Origin of the sequence: Actinomadura meyerae (genome assembly GCF_900188445.1) — a bacterium.
GTDB lineage: Bacteria > Actinomycetota > Actinomycetes > Streptosporangiales > Streptosporangiaceae > Spirillospora > Spirillospora meyerae.
Genome location: NZ_FZOR01000011.1, coordinates 165,884 through 186,538, shown reverse-complemented (window position 1 = coordinate 186,538; position 20,655 = coordinate 165,884). Strand labels below are relative to the sequence as shown.

The following is a 20,655-nucleotide window of genomic DNA, read 5'->3' as shown; positions in this document are numbered from 1 at the left end:
AGAGAACACCCGTTCTACTGGATCTCCGTTCTCATGTCCGGCCACCAGCCGAGAACCCTTGACACCTCCGGCGTCACCTTAACTTCCCGGCATTGGGGCTAGGGCCGCACGGTGGCGGTGTGGGACGGTCTGCCAGGGTCGGCCCACACCGGCAGGACGCGGCGGGGGAGACGGCGGTGGTTGCCAGACGGCGGCCGGTCAGCGCCCGTTCGGATACTGGCCTGGCGGGTGCTGACCCCCTGCGGGGTACTGCCCTGTCTCGGACGGCCCAGTCGGGTACTGGCCTGTCGGGTACTGCCCCGTCGGGTAGGGGCCCGCGGGTGGGCCGCCGGGTGCGTTCAGGACGCCCTGGTACGGCCCCGCGCCGTAGTTGGACGGCGGCAGGAACTGCGGCTGGCCCGGCAGCGGGGGCCGGAACGGCGGCGGCAGCGGCGGACCCGGCCGGACGGGACCCGCCACGGGCGGTCCGGCCACCGCCATCGCCGGCACCGGGGCCGGACCCGGGCCCCACACGGGCAGGCCGAGGCGGCGCATCCGGCGGGCGCGGCGCTCGGCGAGCCGCAGCTCCTCGCGGTGCCGGCGCTCGGCGAGCACCGCCGACAGCAGGATCTCCGGCCGCACCCCCGGCGGCGGGGGCGGGCTGATCACGGCGACGACCTGCGCCGCGATGCGCTCGCCCAGCGAGTCGCGCACCTCGGGCAGCAGCTCCCAGAACCGGGACAGGTACTGCCGGGCCGTCAGCGCCAGCTCGTCCGGCAGCATGGAGATCTCCAGCGACCGGGCCCACCAGGCGAGCTGCGGCGGCATCACCGCGACCGGGCCGAACAGCGCCGCCGCGGGGGCCCGCTCCTTGATCACGATGGTGCCCGCGAACAGGTCGCCGAGCCGCTTGCCGCGCCGGTTGCAGAACGAGGTGATCAGCGCGGGGGAGCCGTAGAACGTCCAGAACTCGATCACGCCGGCCAGCGCCCGGACGAGCGCCTGCCGGAACCGGATCGGCCCGCCGTCGTCGCCGACCACGCGCAGGCCGACGCCCATCTTGCCGAGCGTCCGGCCCCGCAGCAGCGTCTCGGACGCGCACGGGTAGCCGACCAGGACCGCGACGGTGCCGAGCAGCGTGAGCCCGACCGTCCACGCGTCGTCCGCGACGAGCGACGTCATCGCCGTGACGTAGACGACGAGGTAGAGCAGCACCCCCTGGAAGAGCAGGTCGAGCAGGAAGGCGCAGCCGCGGCTGGCCAGCCGCGCGACGCGGATGTCGAGCGCGACGGCCTCGCCGGTGACGAGTTCGGCCATGTCCTGCTCCTCCAGTGCCGGGGATGCGTTCATTGTGCCGGTCCGGCAATGCGACACGTTAGTCTCGCCGGGTGGACGTCGACGCCTATGTGGCCGCGCACAACGCGGACTGGCTGCGCCTGGAGCACCTCATCAACCGCGGCCGCAGGCTGAGCGGCGCCGAAGTGGACGAACTGGTCGAGCTCTACCAGCGCACCGCCACCCACCTGTCCGTCGTCCGCTCCAGCTCGCCCGACCCCCAGCTGGTGGGGCGGCTCTCGTCGCTCGTGGCGCGCGGCAGGGCGGCGGTGGCGGGCGCCCAGGCGCCGCTGTGGCGGGACGTCACCCGCTTCGCGACGGTGTCGTTCCCGGCCGCCGCCTACCGGATGAAGTGGTGGTGGCTCGGCGCCGCCGTCCTCGGCAACCTGCTCTCGCTCGCCCTGGCGATCTGGATCGTGCACAGCCCGGACGTGCAGGCCAGCATCGGGACGCCGGACGAGATCCGCGAGCTCGTCGACCACGACTTCGCGAACTACTACACGGAGCACTCCGCGGCGTCCTTCGCGTTCAAGGTCTGGGTGAACAACGCCTGGGTGTCGGCGGTCGCGCTGATCTTCGGGATCCTGCTCGGCATCCCCACCGTGTACGTGCTGCTGATGAACCAGCTCAACCTCGGGCTGACCGGCGGGCTGATGTTCGCCTACGGCAAGGGCGACATCTTCTTCGGCCTGATCCTGCCGCACGGCCTGCTGGAGCTCACCGCCGTGTACCTCGCCTGCGCGGGCGGCATGCGGCTCGGCTGGACGATCATCGACCCGGGCCCGCGCCGCCGCGGCCAGGCCCTCGCCGAGGAGGGGCGCGCCGCCGTCAGCATCGCCCTCGGCCTCGTCGCGGTGCTGTTCGTGTCCGGCCTCATCGAGGGCTTCGTGACCGGCTGGGTGCACACCACGTGGCTGCGCATCGGGATCGGCGTGGTCGCGGAGGCCGCTTTCCTCAGCTACGTGCTCGTCCTCGGCCGCCGCGCCACCCGCGCGGGCGAGACCGGCGACGCCGACCTCCGCCCCGACCTGGCCCCCGTCTCCGGCTGACCCGTGGCCGGCCGGCCCGTCTCCGGCTGACCCGTCCCCGCCCCGCACGGTCCCGGCCGGCCGGGGCGTCAAAGGCGCCCGGCGGACTTGAGGGCCAGGTAGGCGTCCGCGAGGGCCGGGGCGATCTCGTCCGGCGGGGCGTCCACCACCTCGACGCCGTGGCCGAGCAGCTCGGCGGTGAGGCGGCGGCGCTCCGCGCGGGCGCGCTCGGCGGCGGCCGCGTCGTACACGGCGGCGAGATCGCCGCGCGCCCCGGCCATCTCGCCGACCCGCGGATCCGACACCGCGGCGATCATGACCAGGTGCCGCGCGGTGAGCTGCGGCAGCAGCGGCAGCAGCCCCTCCTCGATCGCGGCCGTGTTCAGCTCGGTCAGCAGCACCACCAGGCACCGCTGCCGGACCCGCGCCAGCAGCGTCGACACCATCCCGGCGGCGTCGCATTCGAGCAGCTCCGGCTCCAGCGGCGCCATCGCGTGCACCATCGCGGGCAGCAGGTCGGTGCGGGACGCGCCCTCCACCCGGGCCCGGACGCGCCGGTCGTAGGCGAGCAGGTCGACCCGGTCCCCGGCCCGGGACGCGAGCGCGCCGAGCAGCATCGCCGCGTCCATCGAGCAGTCCAGCCGCGGGATGTCGCCGACCCGGCCCGCGGACGTCCGGCCGGTGTCGAGCACCAGGTAGATCCGCCGGTCGCGCTCGGGCCGCCAGGTGCGGACGACGACGTCGCCGCGCCGTGCGGTGGCCCGCCAGTCGATGGACCGGACGTCGTCGCCGTCCACGTACTCGCGCAGCGAGTCGAACTCGGTGCCCTGCCCGCGGATCAGCGCCACGTGCGCGCCGGTCAGCTCCCGCAGCCGCGCGAGCCGGGCGGGCAGGTGGCGGCGGGACGGGAACGCGGGCAGCGCCCGCACCGTCCACGGCGCGGAGCGCGACAGCTGCCGCGCGGCCAGCCCGAGCGGCCCGGCGGAGCGGACGACGACGGTGACGGCCTCGCGGTCGCCGCGCCGGGTCGGCGTCAGCGTCATCTCGACGCGGCGGCGCTCACCGGCGGGGACGTCCACCTGCACGGTGCGGGGCGCGGCGCCCGCGCTCGGCGGCCACACGTCCCGCAGGCGGGCCTTCAGCCGCCGCCGCCCCTGGTTCTCGACGATCAGCGCGACCCGCGCGGTCTCGCCGAGCCGCACGTTGGTGTCGCCCTCCCGGTGGAAGCGCAGCGCCCGCACGTTCCCGGCGAGCGCCAGGTCGGCGAGCACGCCGAGCAGCAGGACCCCCCACACCGCGAACAGCGCCCACCAGCGCGGCACGGCCAGGGGGACGACCGCGCCGAGCAGGGCCAGCAGCCCCAGGCGCCCGCTCAGCGCCATCAGCGCGGCGCGGGGACGTGGGCGAGGATGCCCTCCAGCACGCCGTCGGCGGTCGCGCCCTCCAGCTCCGCCTCGGGACGGAGCTGCACGCGGTGCCGGAGCGTCGGCCTGGCCAGCGCCTTCACGTCGTCCGGGGTCACGTAGTCGCGGCCCGACAGCCACGCCCAGGCGCGGGACGTCGCCAGCAGCGCCGTCGCACCGCGCGGCGAGACGCCGAGCTGCAGGGACGGGGACTGCCGGGTCGCGCGGCACAGGTCCACGACGTAGGCGGCGACCTTGGGGTCGAGGTGGACGGTCCGGACGGCGGCCCGCCCCGCGGCGAGCTCGTCCGCGCCCGCGACCGCCTTCACCTCGGACAGGTCGCGCGGGTCGAACCCGCCCGCGTGCCGCTGCAGCATGGCGATCTCCTCGTCCCGGGTGGGGACGGGCACGGTCAGCTTGACGAGGAACCGGTCGAGCTGGGCCTCGGGCAGGGGGTAGGTGCCTTCGTACTCGATCGGGTTCTGCGTCGCGCAGACCACGAACGGGTCGGGCAGAGGGCGCGCGGAGCCCTCCACCGACACCTGGCGCTCCTCCATGGCCTCCAGTAGGGACGCCTGGGTCTTCGGCGGCGTCCGGTTGATCTCGTCCGCCAGCAGGAGGTTGGTGAAGACCGGGCCCTCGCGGAACTCGAACTCCGCCGTCCGGTTGTCGTACACCAGCGAGCCGGTCACGTCGCCGGGCATCAGGTCGGGGGTGAACTGGACGCGCTTGAAGTCCAGGTCGAGGGCCCGCGACAGCGTCTTGATGAGCAGCGTCTTCGCGGTGCCCGGGACGCCTTCGAGCAGCACGTGGCCGCGGCACAGCAGCGCGATGACGAGGCCGGTCACGACGGAGTCCTGGCCGACGACCGTCTTGGCGACCTCGCCGCGCAGCGCCGTCAGCGCCGCGCGGACGGCGTCGGCCTGCCGCCGGGCCTCCTCGGACAGCGCGCCCGGCCCCGTGCTGTCGCCGGGCACGTCGTCCTTCCCGAGCTCTACAGGGGTGTTCAAGACTGCCGTACCTGCCTTTCCAGGTCGTCGAGGACGTCCGTGAGCGCGATGAGCCCGGCGTCGTCCAGGGGTTCGGGACCGTACAGGGCGGCCCCGACGTACGTCTCGTCATAGGGCGTGCGGCGGGCCACCGCCGTGATGATCTCCTGCGCGGCGGACGGGTCCTGCGCGCTGCCGCGCGGCAGCCCCAGCAGCGGGACGAGCCGCTCCCGGGCGCCGGAGCGCAGCGCGTCCGAGGCGCGGTCGCGGGCGCGGCCGGCCCGGTACAGGCGGGCGCGGCCCTCCACCGTCTCGGCCGACCGGACCACGACCGGCAGCGCCTCCGCCACCACGGGTCCGAGCCGCCGGCCCCGCCACAGCGCCACCAGCAGCACCGCGACCAGGATCTGCAGGAAGAACAGCTTGACGCCGAAGGGGAGCAGGTCGCCGAGCGACTGCCGACCGGCGGCCTCGCCCGGCTCCGGCATGTCGGGGTAGAGCCACACCGTCGAGGAGCCCGCACCCGCCAGGTTCATGGCGAGGGCGGCGTTGCCCTCCTCGGTGAGCCGCTGGTTTGTCAGCGGCGAGGCCGACCCCAGCACGGTCACCGTGTGCGCGTTCTCCTGCACCTGGACGACCCTGGCGCCGCCGTACTCGGCCGGGTAGCACGCCGTTCCCGGGCCGTTGATCTCGTAGGTGTCCGACTCGTGGAAGGCGACCTTCCCGGCGAGGGACGCGACCGGCAGCGGGCAGCCCGGCGCGGCGGTCTCCGCGTAGCTCGGGCCGACCCGCCGCACCTGCGGGGCGAGGACGTCCAGCGCCTCCGCCGTCGGCCGGACGAGCAGCAGGTCGAGCTGGGAGCCGGTCAGCAGCCGCAGGTCGTCGTCGGTGAGCCGCTCGGAGTGCGTCACCACCAGCGTGCCGCCGACCGCGGTCGCGGTGAACGCGTCCTCGTAGTCGCGCGCGACGGTGACGTCCGTGCCGTGCTGCCGGAGGATCTCCGCGAGCGCCCGCGCCCCGTCCCGCCTCGGCGACTCGGGGTCGAGCGCGTCCGCCGACGTCGACGGGCGGAGCGCGGCCAGGACCACCGCGATCACGATCAGCGCGAGCAGCACCGCGACCACGCCGCGCGCCGACCGCCAGCGGCGGCCCGCGACCTGCCGCGCGGTCGGCTCGGCCGGGCCGCCACCGCCGGCGGGGCCGGAGGCGCCGGGTCCGGCGGCGGGGGCTCCGGGCGGGGCCTGGGTCACCATCGCGGGCCCCCTTCCTCACCGGCGCCCGCCGGGGTGAGGTCGTCGGCCTCCAGCGGCTTCGGCTTCGTCGCACGCAGCCGCTCGTCCAGCGCCTTCATCCGCGCGTACCCCTCGGGAGTGCCGGGACGGTCGCCGTACCAGACGTCGTCGAAGATCCGCACCCCGGCGGCCAGCTCGCCGGCCAGCTCCGGCACGGCCTCGCCAGCCTCCGCGGCCAGCTCGTCCGCCGTGCGGCCCGGCCGCGCCGCCAGCACCGCCCGCTCCTCCAGGTCGCGGGCGATCGCGCGGAGCCGCTCCCGGATCGCCTCGGCCCACTCCCCGGCCGCCGCGTGCGCCTCGGCGGCCTGCCGGTGGTCGAGCGCGGTCGAGGGCACGTCCTCCAGCAGCGCGTCGTCGCGGGAGCGCGGGTTGCGGCGCCCCCGCATCAGCCAGGCGATCAGCGCGACGGCGATCACCAGCACCACCACGATGATCACGATGGACGCCCAGCCGCCGCCGCTGCCCTGCGACCCCGGGTCCGGCGCCCGGTTGAACAGGCCGGACAGCCACTCGGAGAAGTCGGCCCACAGGCGCTCCAGCCAGGACGGCTTGTCCCGCTGGTACACCTGCTTCTCCAGCTCGCGGCGGGCCAGCTCGCGGGCCTCGTCGCGGCCGATCGGGTCGAGGACCACGGAGCGGATCACGGAGCTGATCACGGGTTCGCCCCCGTCCACGGCCGGGCGGGCACCGGACCGGTCCGCCAGAGATCGATGAACCCGTCCTCCCGGGGGTCCCCGGACGCGGGCCCGCCCGCGCCCGCGGCGACCGCCGCGGCGGAGCGGCCGCGGCTGCGCAGCTCCAGGTCGAAGCCCTCGCGGCGCATCCGCCGGTCCATGTACAGCAGCGCGATCACCCCCGCGTCGAACGGCAGCACCACCGACCAGCTCACGATCCGGCCCGCCGTGTCGACCGCGAGCGCGCCCATCGTCGCCGCGTCGCCCGAGGCGTCGCCGAAGAAGATCAGCTGGACGATCAGGAACGGGATGCGCAGCGCGAAGAAGCCCATGAACACGGTCACGAGCAGCGCCAGCAGCAGCGTCCCGCACGTCCGGAACCAGCGGCCCTTGGACAGCGCGACCGCCCGGCGCAGCGCGCCCGTGACCGTCCGCCGCTCCAGCACGACCGCCGGGACCGCCTGGACGAGCAGGATGTAGAGCCACACCATCAGGCCGATCCCGATCGGGAACCCGATCAGCCCGGCGAGCACCCCGAACGCCGGGTGCGCGTCCGCGGCGACCAGCGCGAAGAACGGCAGCACCGGCAGCGCCAGCGCGCCCAGCGAGACGCCCATGACGGCGGCGACGGTGCCGGCCAGCCGGCCGAGCCGCGGCCGGGCGTCCCGCCACGCCTGCCGGGGCGCGATCGGCATGCCCAGCAGCTCGCGGCCGAGGATCGGCGCGATCAGCCCCGCCATCAGCAGGATCCCGCACGCCGACAGCACCAGCCCCAGCACCGACAGCGTGGCCTGCGCGCCGAACGACTCCAGCAGGACGTCCGGCGTGACCTCGTCGCGGGCCCGGTCGCCGATGAAGAAGTACGCCGCGATCGAGCTCGTCACCTGGATCACCGTGCTGATCCCCACCGAGAGGCCGAGCGTGGTGCGGGGGCGGCGCCGGATCCCGGCGATCGCGCCGTCCAGCATCTCCGAGATGGACATGGGGCGGAACGGGACGCCCCGCACCACGTCGGTGGCGCCGGCGTCGTCGTCCCAGCCGTCCGGTCCCGGCATTCTCGGCTCCCTGGGGTCCTTGTTCCCCGCGGTCGGCGTGCGGGGGTCCGCGGCGTTCCCGGCGGGCCCGCGGGGCCCCGCGGCGATCGCCGGTCAGGTCATCCTGTCACGGGCGGGTTGTCAACCTTGCGCCGCTTTCGGGAGTCACCTCTACAATCCGAGCCGGCCACCCGATGCGGGGGAGCCATGTACGGCGCAAACGCGGGTAACCTTGCACGCCAAGGTATATCTCTCCCTGGCAAGGTGGCGCCGGAGCATCGCGCCCCAGTCCACCGAACCCCGACTTTGCGACGATGAGGGCCATGAGAGGACGTGTACTGGTCGTCGACGACGACCTCGCGCTCGCCGAAATGCTCGGCATCGTGCTGAGGGGCGAGGGCTTCGAGCCCTCGTTCGTCCACGACGGCGACAAGGCGCTCGAGGCGTTCCGGGAGACCCGGCCCGACCTCGTGCTGCTCGACCTGATGCTGCCCGGGGCCGACGGCATCGACGTGTGCCGGCAGATCCGCGCCGAGTCGGGCGTGCCGATCGTCATGCTGACCGCCAAGAGCGACACCGTGGACGTCGTCCTCGGGCTGGAGTCGGGCGCCGACGACTACATCGTCAAGCCGTTCAAGCCCAAGGAGCTCGTGGCCCGGGTGCGCGCCCGGCTGCGCCGCACCGACGAGCCCGCCCCCGAGACCCTCCAGATCGGCGACATCACCATCGACGTCGCCGGCCACTCGGTCAAGCGCGGCGACCGGCACATCCCGCTGACCCCGCTGGAGTTCGACCTGCTCGTCGCCCTGGCCCGCAAGCCCCGGCAGGTCTTCACCCGCGAGGTGCTGCTGGAGCAGGTGTGGGGCTACCGGCACGCCGCCGACACCCGGCTCGTCAACGTGCACGTCCAGCGGCTCCGCGCCAAGATCGAGAAGGACCCCGAACGCCCCGAGATCGTCGTCACCGTGCGCGGTGTCGGCTACAAGGCCGGGCCCGCCTGAGGCGCCCGCCCGCCCGCGAGGCCGCCGCACCGGCCCTCGCACCGCTCCCCGAGGCGACGCCCCCGCCCCGTCCCACCGCGGCGCTCCGTCACAGCGCCCCGTCCCCGGTGACACGCCGATGACCGTCCAGTACCAGCGCGGCCCCGCAGGCCGCCTCGCGGACCGCCCATGAAAGCGGACCTGAGGCGGGCGAAGCGGTACGCCCGTCGTGCCCTGGGCAGGCTGCGGCGCCTGCTGAGCGGCGCCATCGGTGCCGCGTACCTGCGCTGGCGCCGGTCGATCCAGGTCCGCGTCGTCACGTCCACGCTGTTCATCTCCGCGATCGTGGTGGCGATCCTGGGCGCGTTCCTGATGCAGCAGGTCTCGTCGGCGCTCATGGACGGCAAGGTCAAGGCGGCCAGGCTCCAGCTCGACGACGGCCTGGCGCAGGTTCAGCGCGACCTGGGCAACTCCGCCGGGGACGGCAGCAGGCTCAACTCGACGATCGACCGCCTGAAGTCGCGCAGCGGGCCGTCCGGCCTCTACGAGGTCTACATCCGCGACACCAACGAGCAGTACTTCGACGGGTACACGACGAACGAGCTGCGGCCCGAGAGCGTCCCCAAGCGGCTCCGCGAAGAGCTGACGTCCGCGCCCGCCGGTTCGCGCGCCTACACCTACGGCAAGCTGTCCTATCTCGGCGGCAGGGCCGACGAACGCGGCCTCATCGTGGGCGGCCGCACCGGCCAGTTCGAGCTGTACTACCTGTTCCCGCTGACGCAGGAGCAGCAGACCCTCACGAACGTGAGCCGCTCCCTGGCCGGGGTGGGCATCGTCCTGGTGCTGCTCCTGGCCGCGATCGCCTCCCTGGTCACGCGGCAGGTCGTCATACCGGTGCGGCTGGCCGCGCAAGGGGCGCAGCGGCTCGCCGCGGGACGCCTGGAAGAGCGCATGAGGGTCCGCGGTGAGGACGACCTGGCGCGCCTGGCCCGCTCCTTCAACGAGATGGCCGCGAACCTCCAGGAGAAGATCGGTGAACTGGAGGACCTGTCGCAGGTGCAGCGCCAGTTCGTCTCCGACGTCTCGCACGAGCTCCGCACGCCCCTGACCACCATCAGGATCGCCGCGGACATGCTCTACGAGTACCGCGACACCTTCGACGACCCCGCCGTCGGGCGGTCCGCCGAGCTGCTGCAGAGCCAGCTCGAACGGTTCGAGTCCCTGCTCGCCGACCTCCTGGAGATCAGCCGCCACGACGCGGGCGCCGCCACGCTCGACGCCGAGTCCCTCGACATGCGCGACCTCGTGCTGCGCGTCGTCGGCGACATCCAGGGCCTCGCCGAGCGCAAGGGCAGCAAGGTCGTCCTGCAGCTGCCCGGCGAGCCGTGCATGGCGGAGGTCGACCGGCGCCGCGTCGAGCGCATCCTGCGCAACCTCGTCGTCAACGCCGTCGAGCACGGCGAGGGGGAGGACATCATCATCTCCGTCGCCGCCGACCGCGACGCCGTCGCCGTCGCCGTCCGCGACCACGGCGTCGGCCTCAAACCCGGGGAGGGGCAGATGGTCTTCGACCGCTTCTGGCGCGCCGACCCCGCCCGCGCCCGCACCACCGGCGGCACCGGGCTCGGCCTGTCGATCTCCCGCGAGGACGCGCAGCTGCACGGCGGCTGGCTGCAGGCGTGGGGCGAGCCCGGCGCGGGCTCGCAGTTCCGCCTGTCGCTGCCGCGCGTCGCCGGGGCCGAGCTGCGCGGCTCGCCGCTCCCGCTCGTCCCGCCGGGCGCCGGGGACGCGCGCCCCCTGTTCGCGGAGCTGGAGGCGGGCGAATGAGCGAGTGCGGCGGCCGCGTCGCCACCCGGCGCTTCACCGGCAGGCGCTTCACCAACCGGCGCATCACCAGCCTGCTGACGCTGGCCGTGCTCGTCCTCGGCGGCGCAGGCTGCGCGAACGTGCCGAGCGGCGGGCAGGTCGTCAGCGGCAGGCCCGCCGAGCGCGCCGAGCGGGTGGACGACCCGTACGTCCGGCTCATCCCGGTCGAGCCCCGGCCCGACTGGGGCCCCGCGGAGATCGTCTCGGGGTTCCTCGCCGCGTCCGCCAGCTTCGACGACGGCCACCGGGTCGCCAAGATGTACCTCGGCGGCCGGACGTCCTGGAACCCGGGGCTGCGCCCCTCGGTGACCGTCCTCGCGAGCCGCCTCACCAGCCCGCACATCATCAAGTCGTCCGGGAACCAGGCCACCGTGCGGGTCACCGGCGAGGAGCTCGGCACCATCACCGCCGACGGCCAGTACACGGCCTCCCCGAAGGGGTTCGAGGCCGTCTTCCAGCTCACCCGGACCCCGCAGGGCGTCTGGCGCATCACCGGCCTGCCCGGCGACGAGAAGTCCGGCCTCCTGCTCAGCAAGGACGACGTCGAGCGCGCCATGCGCACCGTCAACCTGTTCTTCTTCGCGCCCGACCGGCACACCCTCGTGCCCAACGGGGTCTTCCTCCCGGTCGCGAACCGGCAGGCGCTGCCGTCCCAGCTCGTCCGGGCCCTGCTCGCCGGGCCCACCTCCTGGCTCGCCGGCGCCGTCGACAGCGCCTTCCCGGAGGGCACCCGGCTGCGCCGCGGCGTCCAGATCGAGAAGGAGGTCGCCACCGTCGACCTCACCAAGGAGGCCCGCGGCGGCGACGTCGACCGCATGTCCGCCCAGCTCAGCTGGACGATGCGGCAGCTGTCGGAGATCAAGCAGTGGCGCCTGCAGATCGACGGGGAGACCGTCGCCCCCGACGACATGGACGCCACCCAGCCCATGAACGGCTGGCAGGAGAACTCCCCCGACGGCGCCGCCTCGCAGGAGGGCGCCCACCAGAACGCCTACGTCGTCGGCCCGTCCGGCTTCATCGGCACGCTGGAGGGCGACCGCGCGCAGCCCGTCGTGACCGGCCCCGCCGGGTACCTGACCCATCCCGCCGTGTCCCCCGGCTACCAGGAGCTCGCCGGCCTCAGCAGCGACGGCACCCAGCTGCTGGCCGCCGCGCCGGTCACCGGCGCGCCCAGCCCGCGCGTCCTGCTCACCGCGCACCGGGGCGCCCGGTTCACGGCGCCGTCCTGGAGCGGCGACGGCACCCTGTGGGTCGTGGAGAGCACGAAGGACGCGTCCTGGCTGTGGGTGCGGCGCCCCGGCAAGCCGATCGTCCGCGCCGCCCACTGGGGCCTCGGCGGCCGCCAGGTCTCGGCCTTCCACGTGGCCCGCGACGGCGTCCGCGCCGCCGTCATCGCCCGCATCGACGGCCGCCCCCAGGTGCAGCTGGGCCGGATCGCCCACGCCCCGGACGGCTCCCTGGACGTCGGCTCGTTCCTCCCGGTGAGCTCCGAACTCCAGGACGCCGTCGACCTGTCCTGGCGCGACTACAACACCCTGGCCGTCCTGGGCCGCGCCAAGCGCGACTCGCAGACCCTGCCGTTCCTGATGCCGATCAGCGGCAGCGCGATCGTCCCCCTCGGCGTCGGATCCCTGGGCGAGCCCCGCACCATCGCCGCCGCGCCGGGCGCCCCGATCCTGATCGGCACCCGCTCGTCCGGCAAGGACCAGATCTGCCGGCAGAGCGCCCCGAGCAACTCCTACAGCCCGTGGCTGTGCCCGACCCCGGCCAAGGACCCCGGCTACCCCCGCTGATCCGCGGACCCAGGCCGATACGGGCCCGGCCCGCCGGGTTATCCACAGTTGCGGGAGTGCGGGGCGCCCGCGGGCCCGCGGCGGCACCGTGGCCCGCATGAGATTCCTGCGCGATCTGATCGATCTGCTGCTGCCCGAGCAGTGCGCGGGCTGCGGCCGGGAGCCCGTGCTGCTGTGCGACACCTGCGCGAGGCCCTTGCGGGCCCCTGCACGCCCCGTCAGGGCCGCGGTGGCCGGTATCCCGCCCCCGTGGACGGTCGCAGCCTACGAAGGCCCCCTGCGCGCGATCCTGGCCGCCTACAAGGAACGCGGCCGCACCGCCCTGGCCGCCCCCTTAGGCGAGGCTCTGGCGAGGGCCGTGCAAGCAGCCCTACCCCGCCCCTCCCACCCGCCCGACGCCGAACTCCGCCTGGTGTGGGTGCCTTCGGGGCGGAGGGCGGTGCGGCGGCGCGGGCACGATCCGCTGCGCGGGGTGGCCGAGGTCGCGGTGCGGCGGCTCTGGGCGGACGGCGTGCCGGTGCCCATGCTGGACGCGCTGCGGCAGCGCGGCCGGGTCGCCGACCAGGCCGGGCTCTCGGCGCGGCAGCGGGCCGCGAACCTGCGCGGGGCCGTGGAGGCGCGGGCGTGCGTCGCCGGATGCCGGGTGGTGCTGGTGGACGACGTGGTCACGACCGGCTCGTCCCTCGCGGAGGCGGCCCGCGCCCTGCGCGCGGCGGGGGCCGAGGTCGTCGGCGCGGCCACCATCGCCGCTACCCCGCGTCACCGCCGCCGGCGACCGGGACCGGATGAATGGTGACTTTCTTCACTTTTCGGTTGACGGACGGCAGTGAGTGACGGTGCGTAGCCAGGGGAGTCTGACTTGTCCTGGAATCAGGGGGTATGCGGGGTGCCTCGGGTCATATCTCATCAGGAGGGGAGTGAAGTTTTCCCAAACTCACCGGGAGGTCAGTGGTGTCTGACCTGGGCCGCCGCCGGTGGCCGGATCGCCGCGCCCGCCGGGCTTCGCGGCGGGTGGGGCCAGGCCGGGGGTACCCGCTGCGGCAGCCGCCGATGACGGTCCGTGAGTATTTCCTCCGCCCACCCCCCTGACATTCGTCGCGTAAGGGGTTAGCGTCTCTGACATGGCACCCGCCCGGGTCCGTGGTTGCGCTGGATCGCAGTGCTCGTCAGGAGCACGGCAGACGGTCCGGCTAGCCGATGCCAGGCGCAGGCGAAACGGCCCACGTAAGGCGACTTCTCGTCGACCGATCACGGTGCGCCTTAGAGGTAAGTCCTGCCCCATCGGGGGATCCGACATCCCCCGAACCGGGAGAAGGGCAGTAGTGGCGAGAGCGCCGCGAGCCCCTCAGCAGGCGGATGTGGGGACGAAGACCAGGTCGGCCGGGCGGGTGCGACCCACCGTCCTGTGGTGCCCGTCCGGGTCCGGCAGGGCCCCGGGCAGGCCGAAGAGCACAACCGGGAGAAGGGGGGTCCCGCGTGAACATCACCGTGAGGGGCCGGCACACCGACATCAATGACAGGTTCCGTCGGCATGTCGAGAACAAGCTGGCCAAGATCGAACGGCTCGATCAGAAGGTCATCCGCGTGGATGTGGAGGTGTCGGAGGAACGTAACCCACGGCTGGCCGACCAGCGGGAACGGGTGGAGCTGACGATCCGCTCGCGCGGCCCGGTGATCCGGGCCGAGGCGGCCGCCGACGAGCGCTACGGCGCCCTCGACCTCGCGCTCGACAAGCTGGAGTCGCGGCTGCGCCGCGACGCCGAGCGGCGCAAGGGCCACGGCAAGAACGGCAAGGGCCGCGCGAAGCTCGCGACGATGGAAACGCTCCCGGAGGCCCTGCCGGAGCCCGCCCCGGAACCCGTGGAGACCGCCCCGCCGCCGGTCGAGGTCGAGAGCGCGTCCCGCGACGAGGGCGTCGTGCCGATCCCGATGGACGGCGACGGGCCCCTCGTCGTCCGCGAGAAGTTCCACAAGGCCGAGCCGATGGGCATCGAGCAGGCGCTGTTCGAGATGGAGCTCGTCGGCCACGACTTCTTCCTTTACCGCGACAAGGCCACCGGGCACCCCTCGGTCGTATACCGGAGAAGAGGTTGGGACTACGGAGTCATCAGGCTCGTCGAGGAATGACCCTCCGCACCGGTGATGCGGCGGACGCGCCACGTCACCACCGGAACCATGCCATGATCTGAAAAAGGCGCAGCAGCCGATCGGCGCGTCCCGGGAACCTCCCGGGGCGCGCGGCGGTTGACCGGGAGACACCCCGGTCCGAAATCCCCCGGGTCGGTCCCCGGACCCCGTAGGTTCCCGAGGACGACCCGATGGACCACGACCCTCCGGTAGTTCCAGATCGCTGAATAGTGAAGGGGGGAAGCGGCGTCTCCTCCACGCCGCGACTCTGGTGAGCGAGAAGCCCGAGACTCGCGACGCCGCGGCGGTACCGCGTCAGGCCGGCGCCCCCGCCGGCCGCGACGCCGCGCCTCCGGCCGGAGCGGCCGACCCCATCCGCGTGCTCATCGTCGACGACCATGCGCTGTTCCGCCGGGGCCTGGAGATGGTCCTGCAGGGCGAGGACGACATCGAGGTCATCGGCGAGGGCGGGGACGGGCACGAGGCCGTCGAGATGGCCGGCGACCTGCTGCCCGACATCGTGCTGATGGACATCCGGATGCCGCGCCGCAGCGGCATCGAGGCGTGCACCGCCATCAAGGACGCCGCGCCCAGCGCCAAGATCGTCATGCTGACCATCAGCGACGAGGAAGAGGACCTCTTCGAGGCGATCAAGGCCGGGGCCAGCGGCTACCTGCTCAAGGAGATCTCCATCGACGAGGTCCCGCAGGCCGTCCGCGCGGTGCACGGCGGCCAGTCGCTGATCAGCCCGTCGATGGCGTCCAAGCTCATCACCGAGTTCGCCGCGCTGGCCAAGCGCAGCGAGGAGCGGACGCAGCAGGTCCCCGCGCCGCGCCTCACCGACCGCGAGATGGAGGTCCTGCGCCTCGTCGCGCGCGGCCTCGGCAACCGGGAGATCGCCCGCGAGCTGTTCATCTCCGAGAACACCGTGAAGAACCACGTCCGCAACATCCTGGAGAAACTCCAGCTCCACTCCCGGATGGAGGCGGTCGTCTACGCCGTCCGCGAGAAGCTCCTGGAGATCACCTGACCGTCCCGGCCCGGGATCGGCGCGGTGGTCGCGAGACCGGCAATACGGTTTTGTCGGTGTTGTGACGTAGCATCGCGGGCGTGGTGGACGGCGTGATGGACGGCGTGATGGACACAGCGGGCGGGACCGGGGCCGGCGAGGTCGAGCTCGCGGCGGACGAGGCGCGGCGGCTCCAGTTGCGCGCGCAGGGCTTCCTCGGCGCGCGCCCGAAGGGCGGGGTCCCGGCGATGCTGGAGCGGCTCGGCGCCGTCCAGCTCGACACGATCTCGGTCCTGGCGCGCTCCCACGAGCTGGTGCCCTACGCCCGCCTGGGCGCGGTGAGCCGCGCCGCCATCGAGGCCGCCTACTGGGGCGGCGGCAGCGCTCGCTCGAACGGACGCGGCGCGAACACGCGCGGCGGGGACGGTGCGGCCACGGGTCGGCGGGCGCCGCGCGGCGGGTATCCGGCGTTCGAGTACTGGGCGCACGCCGCGTCCGTGATACCGATGGCCGACTGGCCGCTGTTCGCGTTCCGGCGGCGCGCGTACCTGCGGCGCGGATGGCGCTGGCACAAGGTCCCCGAGGGCGTCTGCGACGAGATCCGCGCCCGCCTCAAGGCGGACGGCCCGCTCACCACCAAGGAGCTCGGCGGCGCCAAGGCGAGCGCCGAATGGTGGGACTGGAGCGACCACAAGATCGGCATCGAGTGGCTGCTGGACATCGGCGAGGTCGTCTGCGTCGAGCGGGTCGGCTGGCGCCGCGTCTACGACCTGGCCGAGCGCGCCGTCCCGTCCGGGCTCCTCGACCGCGACCCGGACGACGACGCCTGCCTGACCGAGCTGGTCGCCCGCGCCGGGCGCGCCCTCGGCGTGGCCACCCGCGGCGACCTCGCCGACTACTACCGGATCAAGCAGGACCAGGTGGACCGCGTGATCGAGGCGACCGGGCTCGTCCCCGCCCGGGTCGAGGGATGGTCCCAGCGCGCCTGGGCCGACCCCGGCGCGCTCGCGGCCCCGCCCAGGGGCAGGCACGCCACGACCCTGCTCTCGCCGTTCGACTCCCTCGTCTGGGACCGCGCCCGCGCGTCCCGGGTCTTCGGGTTCGACCACCGGCTGGAGGCGTACGTCCCGAAGGACAAGCGCGTCCACGGCTACTTCGCGATGCCGCTGCTCGCCGGCGGGCGCCTCATCGGACGGGTTGACCCGGCCCGCGAGGGACGCACCCTCATCGCCCGCCAGGCGTCCCTGGAACCGTGGGCCACCCGGACCGCCGCGCGCACCGAGACCTCGGCGGCGGCCCTCGCCACCGCCCTCTGGCGCGCGGCGGCCTGGGTCGGCTGCGACGACGTGCGCGTGGAGCGCACCGCCCTCCCGCCCGCCCTCGTCAAGGCCGCCCTGGACGCCGCCACGCCGGCCTGAGGCATCACGCCAGCCTGAGGCACCACGCCGGGCTCGGGCGCCACGACCGGTCGAGCCGCCGAACCCGTTGGGCGCCGCCCGCCCTAGATATGAGCTGCCACCTGCGAAGACGTCGCGGCGGACCGGGAATCGGCTCGGCGGGGCGGGGCGTTGATGGAGTGTGAGCAACCACGCCGCCGGAACGCGGTCGCCGCTCGGCCGGGCGAGAAGTCCGGACGGGGCGTGAAGTCCTGTTGAGGCCGGACGTGCGTGAGGCCGGCCGCGATGGGCCGGCCTCGTGACGGGGCGGTCAGCCGTGGGGGGTCTGCTCGGTGTCGGTCGCGACCGGGGCCTCGATGACCTCGCCCTGCTCGCCGCCGCGGCGCTTGGCCGAGCGGGAGCCGAACAGCGAGTAGTCGACGATCTCGGGGATCACGCGGGGCGCGTCCACGACGACGTCGCTGAAGAGATGGACCATCCAGCTGACGAGGAACCCGGCGACCACGATGCCGACGCCGACCCAGAACATGATCCAGGACGGGCCGAGGCAGAGCGCCACGCCGCCCACGACGAAGCCGGCGAAGATGACGCCGACGGCCAGCCAGGAACTCGGCCGGCCGGCGTGCGAACCCTCTGAGGACATTGGGGCCTCCCTCCCGTGAGGTGTGAGTGATCCTCTCCGGGACCCGAAAAGTCAAACGGAACGCGGTGTGGATTGCGCTGCGGAGTGACCTAGACCATTCTGGGTCTCGCCTACGATGGCATCGTACGTGTGGTGTGCGTGCCGCCCTGAGCGGTGTACCACGATCTGCAAGGAGCCTTCGAGAGTGCCGCCAGTCATCGATAAGATCCTTCGTGCGGGCGAGGGAAAAACCCTGCGCAAGCTCAAGAAGCTCGCGGATCAGGTCAACTCGATCGAGGAGGACTTCCTCGAGATGAGCGACGCCGAGTTGCGCGAGCTGACCGACAAGTACCGGGAACGCATCGCCGACGGCGAGTCCCTGGACGACCTGCTTCCGGAGGCCTTCGCGACCGCACGCGAAGCCGCCAAGCGCGTCCTCGGGCAGCGGCACTACGACGTCCAGATCATGGGCGGCGCCGCGCTGCACCTCGGGAACATCGCCGAGATGAAGACGGGTGAGGGCAAGACCCTGACCTGCGTGCTCCCCGCGTACCTGAACGCGCTGTCCGGGGACGGCGTGCACGTGGTCACGGTGAACGACTACCTCGCCAAGCGCGACGCCGAGTGGATGGGCCGCGTCCACCAGTTCCTCGGGCTGGACGTCGGCGTCATCCTCCCGCAGATGACCCCGGACGAGCGCCGCGCGGCCTACAACTGCGACATCACCTACGGGACGAACAACGAGTTCGGGTTCGACTACCTGCGCGACAACATGGCGTGGAGCCTGGACGAGTGCGTCCAGCGCGGGCACAACTTCGCGATCGTGGACGAGGTCGACTCGATCCTCATCGACGAGGCCCGCACCCCGCTGATCATCTCGGGCCCGGCCGAGCAGAACTCCAAGTGGTACTCGGAGTTCGCCAAGATCGTCCCCCGGCTGAAGCGGGCCGAGCTGATCAGCACCGCCGGCCAGGTCGACGAGTACGGCCCCGGCGACTACGAGGTGAACGAGAAGAAGCGCACGGTCGGCATCACCGAGTCCGGCGTCGAGAAGGTCGAGGACTGGCTCGGCATCGACAACCTGTACGACTCGGCGAACACCCCGCTGGTCAGCTTCCTGAACAACGCCCTGAAGGCCAAGGAGCTCTACAAGCGCGACAAGGACTACGTCGTCATGAACGGCGAGGTCCTGATCGTGGACGAGTTCACCGGCCGCATCCTCCACGGCCGCCGCTACAACGAGGGCATGCACCAGGCCATCGAGGCCAAGGAGGGCGTGGCGATCAAGGACGAGAACCAGACGCTCGCCACGATCACCCTGCAGAACTACTTCCGCCTCTACAGCAAGCTGTCCGGCATGACCGGCACCGCCGAGACCGAGGCGGCGGAGTTCAACAAGACCTACAAGATCGGCGTGGTGCCGATCCCGACGAACAAGCCGATGATCCGCAAGGACGTGGCCGACGTCGTCTACAAGACCGAGCAGGCCAAGTTCGAGGCCGTCGTCGACGACATCGCCGAGCGGCACGAGAAGGGCCAGCCGGTGCTGGTCGGCACCACCTCGGTGGAGAAGTCCGAGCGGCTGAGCAAGATGCTCCGCCGCCGCGGCATCCCGCACCAGGTGCTGAACGCCAAGCACCACGAGCAGGAGTCGGCGATCGTCGCGGAGGCGGGCCGCAAGGGCAGCGTCACCGTCGCGACGAACATGGCGGGCCGCGGCACCGACATCATGCTCGGCGGCAACCCCGACTTCCGCGCCGACCTGGAGCTGCACCAGCGCGGCCTGTCCCCGCTGGAGACGCCCGACGAGTACGAGGCGGCCTGGCCGGAGGCGCTGGAGAAGGCCAAGGAGGACGTCAAGGGCGAGCACGAGGAGGTCGTCGAGGCCGGCGGCCTGTACGTGCTCGCGACGGAGCGGCACGAGTCGCGGCGCATCGACAACCAGCTGCGCGGCCGCTCCGGCCGGCAGGGCGACCCGGGCGAGTCCCGGTTCTACCTGTCGCTGGAGGACGACCTGATGCGGCTGTTCAACTCGGCCCGGGTCGAGTCGATCATGACGCGGCTGAACATCCCGGACGACACCCCGATCGAGTCGAAGATCGTCACGAACGCGATCAAGTCGGCGCAGAGCCAGGTCGAGCAGCAGAACTTCGAGATGCGCAAGAACGTCTTGAAGTACGACGAGGTGCTGAACCGGCAGCGCAAGGTCATCTACGCCGAGCGCCGCAAGGTGCTGGAGGGCGCCGACCTGCACGACCAGGTCCGCCGGATGATCGACGAGGTCGTGGCGGGCTATGTCGCGGGCGCCACCGGCGAGGGCTTCGCCGAGGAGTGGGACCTCGACAAGCTGTGGAAGGCGTTCAAGCAGCTGTACCCGATCTCGATCTCGGTGGAGGACCTCGCCGACGAGGACGGGGACCTGTCCGGGCTGGACGCCGAGACGCTCGCCGAGAAGATCCGCGACGACGCCCAGGCGGCCTACGACAAGCGCGAGGAGGAGCTCGGCTCGGAGGTCATGCGCGAGCTGGAGCGCCGGGTCGTCCTGTCGGTGCTGGACCGCAAGTGGCGCGAGCACCTCTACGAGATGGACTACCTCCAGGAGGGCATCGGCCTGCGGGCCATGGCGCAGCGCGACCCGCTGGTGGAGTACCAGCGCGAGGGCTACGACATGTTCAACGCGATGCTCGACGGCATCAAGGAGGAGTCGGTCGGCTACCTGTTCAACCTCGAGGTCGAGGTCGAGGAGCAGCCGGAGGCCCCCGCCGTCGGCGCCGCGCCGGTGTCGGTCGCCAAGTCGGCCCCCGCGGCCGACGAGGACACCGTGGAGGACACCGTGCAGGACGACGTCGAGGTCGAGGAGGCCGACGAGGCTCCCGCGATCAAGGCGAAGGGCCTGGAGAAGCCGTCCCGTCCGAAGAAGCTGGAGTACTCGGCCCCGACCGTCGACGGTGAGGGCGGCGTCGAGCTGCACAGCGAGGAGGCCGAGGACGAGTACGCGGGCGTGAACCGCAACGACCCGTGCCCCTGCGGCTCGGGCAAGAAGTTCAAGCGCTGCCACGGCGACCCGCGCAACAAGAACAAGTAGCACCGCGAAGAACGAGCGAAACGGCCTCCCGGGCGTCCGGGA

Annotated in this window: 16 protein-coding genes; 9 read left to right on the top strand and 7 right to left on the bottom strand. The window is 73.0% G+C overall.

What is annotated here, in order from left to right:
- Nucleotides 1-198: 198 nt before the first annotated feature.
- On the bottom strand, nucleotides 199-1,296 hold the full coding sequence (locus CHF16_RS14320) for an RDD family protein (protein WP_089326497.1): 1,098 nt from the start codon (nucleotides 1,294-1,296) through the stop codon (nucleotides 199-201).
- Nucleotides 1,297-1,367: 71 nt separating this feature from the next.
- On the opposite strand from CHF16_RS14320, the gene CHF16_RS14315 reads away from it, so the two are divergent.
- Nucleotides 1,368-2,363: a stage II sporulation protein M gene (locus tag CHF16_RS14315; protein ID WP_089326496.1), complete on the top strand. Its 996-nt coding sequence runs from the start codon at nucleotides 1,368-1,370 to the stop codon at nucleotides 2,361-2,363.
- A 68-nt stretch (nucleotides 2,364-2,431) separates the two neighbouring features.
- Here the strand turns inward: CHF16_RS14315 and CHF16_RS14310 are convergent, their stop codons facing one another.
- The 5 genes from CHF16_RS14310 to CHF16_RS14290 are packed head-to-tail and all read right to left on the bottom strand — an operon-like array spanning nucleotide 2,432 to nucleotide 7,755.
- A complete protein-coding gene (locus CHF16_RS14310) occupies nucleotides 2,432-3,724 on the bottom strand; it encodes a DUF58 domain-containing protein (protein WP_089326495.1) in 1,293 nt (430 codons plus the stop codon).
- The gene (locus tag CHF16_RS14305) at nucleotides 3,724-4,692 is read right to left on the bottom strand and encodes an AAA family ATPase (protein ID WP_245868491.1); all 969 of its coding nucleotides are present in this window, start codon (nucleotides 4,690-4,692) and stop codon (nucleotides 3,724-3,726) included. The genes CHF16_RS14310 and CHF16_RS14305 overlap by 1 nt, the downstream gene beginning before the upstream one ends.
- A gap of 59 nt (nucleotides 4,693-4,751) precedes the next feature.
- Nucleotides 4,752-5,987, bottom strand: a complete 1,236-nt coding sequence (locus CHF16_RS14300; RefSeq protein WP_089326493.1) for a DUF4350 domain-containing protein — start codon at nucleotides 5,985-5,987, stop codon at nucleotides 4,752-4,754.
- Complete coding sequence (locus CHF16_RS14295; RefSeq protein WP_245868483.1) at nucleotides 5,981-6,682, bottom strand: DUF4129 domain-containing protein; 702 nt, start codon at nucleotides 6,680-6,682, stop codon at nucleotides 5,981-5,983. Before CHF16_RS14295 ends, CHF16_RS14300 begins: the two co-directional genes overlap by 7 nt.
- Complete coding sequence (locus tag CHF16_RS14290; RefSeq protein WP_089326492.1) at nucleotides 6,679-7,755, bottom strand: hypothetical protein; 1,077 nt, start codon at nucleotides 7,753-7,755, stop codon at nucleotides 6,679-6,681. The genes CHF16_RS14295 and CHF16_RS14290 overlap by 4 nt, the downstream gene beginning before the upstream one ends.
- 302 nt (nucleotides 7,756-8,057) lie before the next feature.
- Between CHF16_RS14290 and mtrA the strand changes: the two genes are divergently transcribed.
- The 7 genes from mtrA to CHF16_RS14255 all read left to right on the top strand — a co-directional run bounded on the left by mtrA (nucleotide 8,058) and on the right by CHF16_RS14255 (nucleotide 16,927).
- Nucleotides 8,058-8,735, top strand: coding sequence for an MtrAB system response regulator MtrA (gene mtrA / locus CHF16_RS14285; RefSeq protein ID WP_021598338.1), 678 nt, complete (start codon nucleotides 8,058-8,060; stop codon nucleotides 8,733-8,735).
- Between the two features lie 168 nt (nucleotides 8,736-8,903).
- A complete protein-coding gene (gene mtrB / locus CHF16_RS14280) occupies nucleotides 8,904-10,541 on the top strand; it encodes an MtrAB system histidine kinase MtrB (RefSeq protein ID WP_089326491.1) in 1,638 nt (545 codons plus the stop codon).
- Entirely contained in the window at nucleotides 10,538-12,373 is a 1,836-nt protein-coding gene (locus CHF16_RS14275) for an LpqB family beta-propeller domain-containing protein (RefSeq protein WP_089326490.1), read from the top strand. Before mtrB ends, CHF16_RS14275 begins: the two co-directional genes overlap by 4 nt.
- A gap of 97 nt (nucleotides 12,374-12,470) precedes the next feature.
- A complete protein-coding gene (locus CHF16_RS14270) occupies nucleotides 12,471-13,169 on the top strand; it encodes a ComF family protein (RefSeq protein ID WP_089326489.1) in 699 nt (232 codons plus the stop codon).
- Nucleotides 13,170-13,849: 680 nt separating this feature from the next.
- A complete protein-coding gene (hpf, locus tag CHF16_RS14265; RefSeq protein ID WP_089326488.1) occupies nucleotides 13,850-14,500 on the top strand; it encodes a ribosome hibernation-promoting factor, HPF/YfiA family in 651 nt (216 codons plus the stop codon).
- A gap of 271 nt (nucleotides 14,501-14,771) precedes the next feature.
- The gene (locus tag CHF16_RS14260; protein ID WP_089326487.1) at nucleotides 14,772-15,530 is read left to right on the top strand and encodes a response regulator; all 759 of its coding nucleotides are present in this window, start codon (nucleotides 14,772-14,774) and stop codon (nucleotides 15,528-15,530) included.
- A gap of 80 nt (nucleotides 15,531-15,610) precedes the next feature.
- A complete protein-coding gene (locus tag CHF16_RS14255) occupies nucleotides 15,611-16,927 on the top strand; it encodes a winged helix-turn-helix domain-containing protein (RefSeq protein WP_245868481.1) in 1,317 nt (438 codons plus the stop codon).
- A 289-nt stretch (nucleotides 16,928-17,216) separates the two neighbouring features.
- Here CHF16_RS14255 and CHF16_RS14250 read toward each other — a convergent pair whose 3' ends face one another.
- Nucleotides 17,217-17,549, bottom strand: a complete 333-nt coding sequence (locus tag CHF16_RS14250; protein WP_089326486.1) for an HGxxPAAW family protein — start codon at nucleotides 17,547-17,549, stop codon at nucleotides 17,217-17,219.
- 184 nt (nucleotides 17,550-17,733) lie between these two features.
- Between CHF16_RS14250 and secA the strand changes: the two genes are divergently transcribed.
- A complete protein-coding gene (gene secA / locus CHF16_RS14245; protein ID WP_089326485.1) occupies nucleotides 17,734-20,613 on the top strand; it encodes a preprotein translocase subunit SecA in 2,880 nt (959 codons plus the stop codon).
- Nucleotides 20,614-20,655 lie beyond the last annotated feature (42 nt).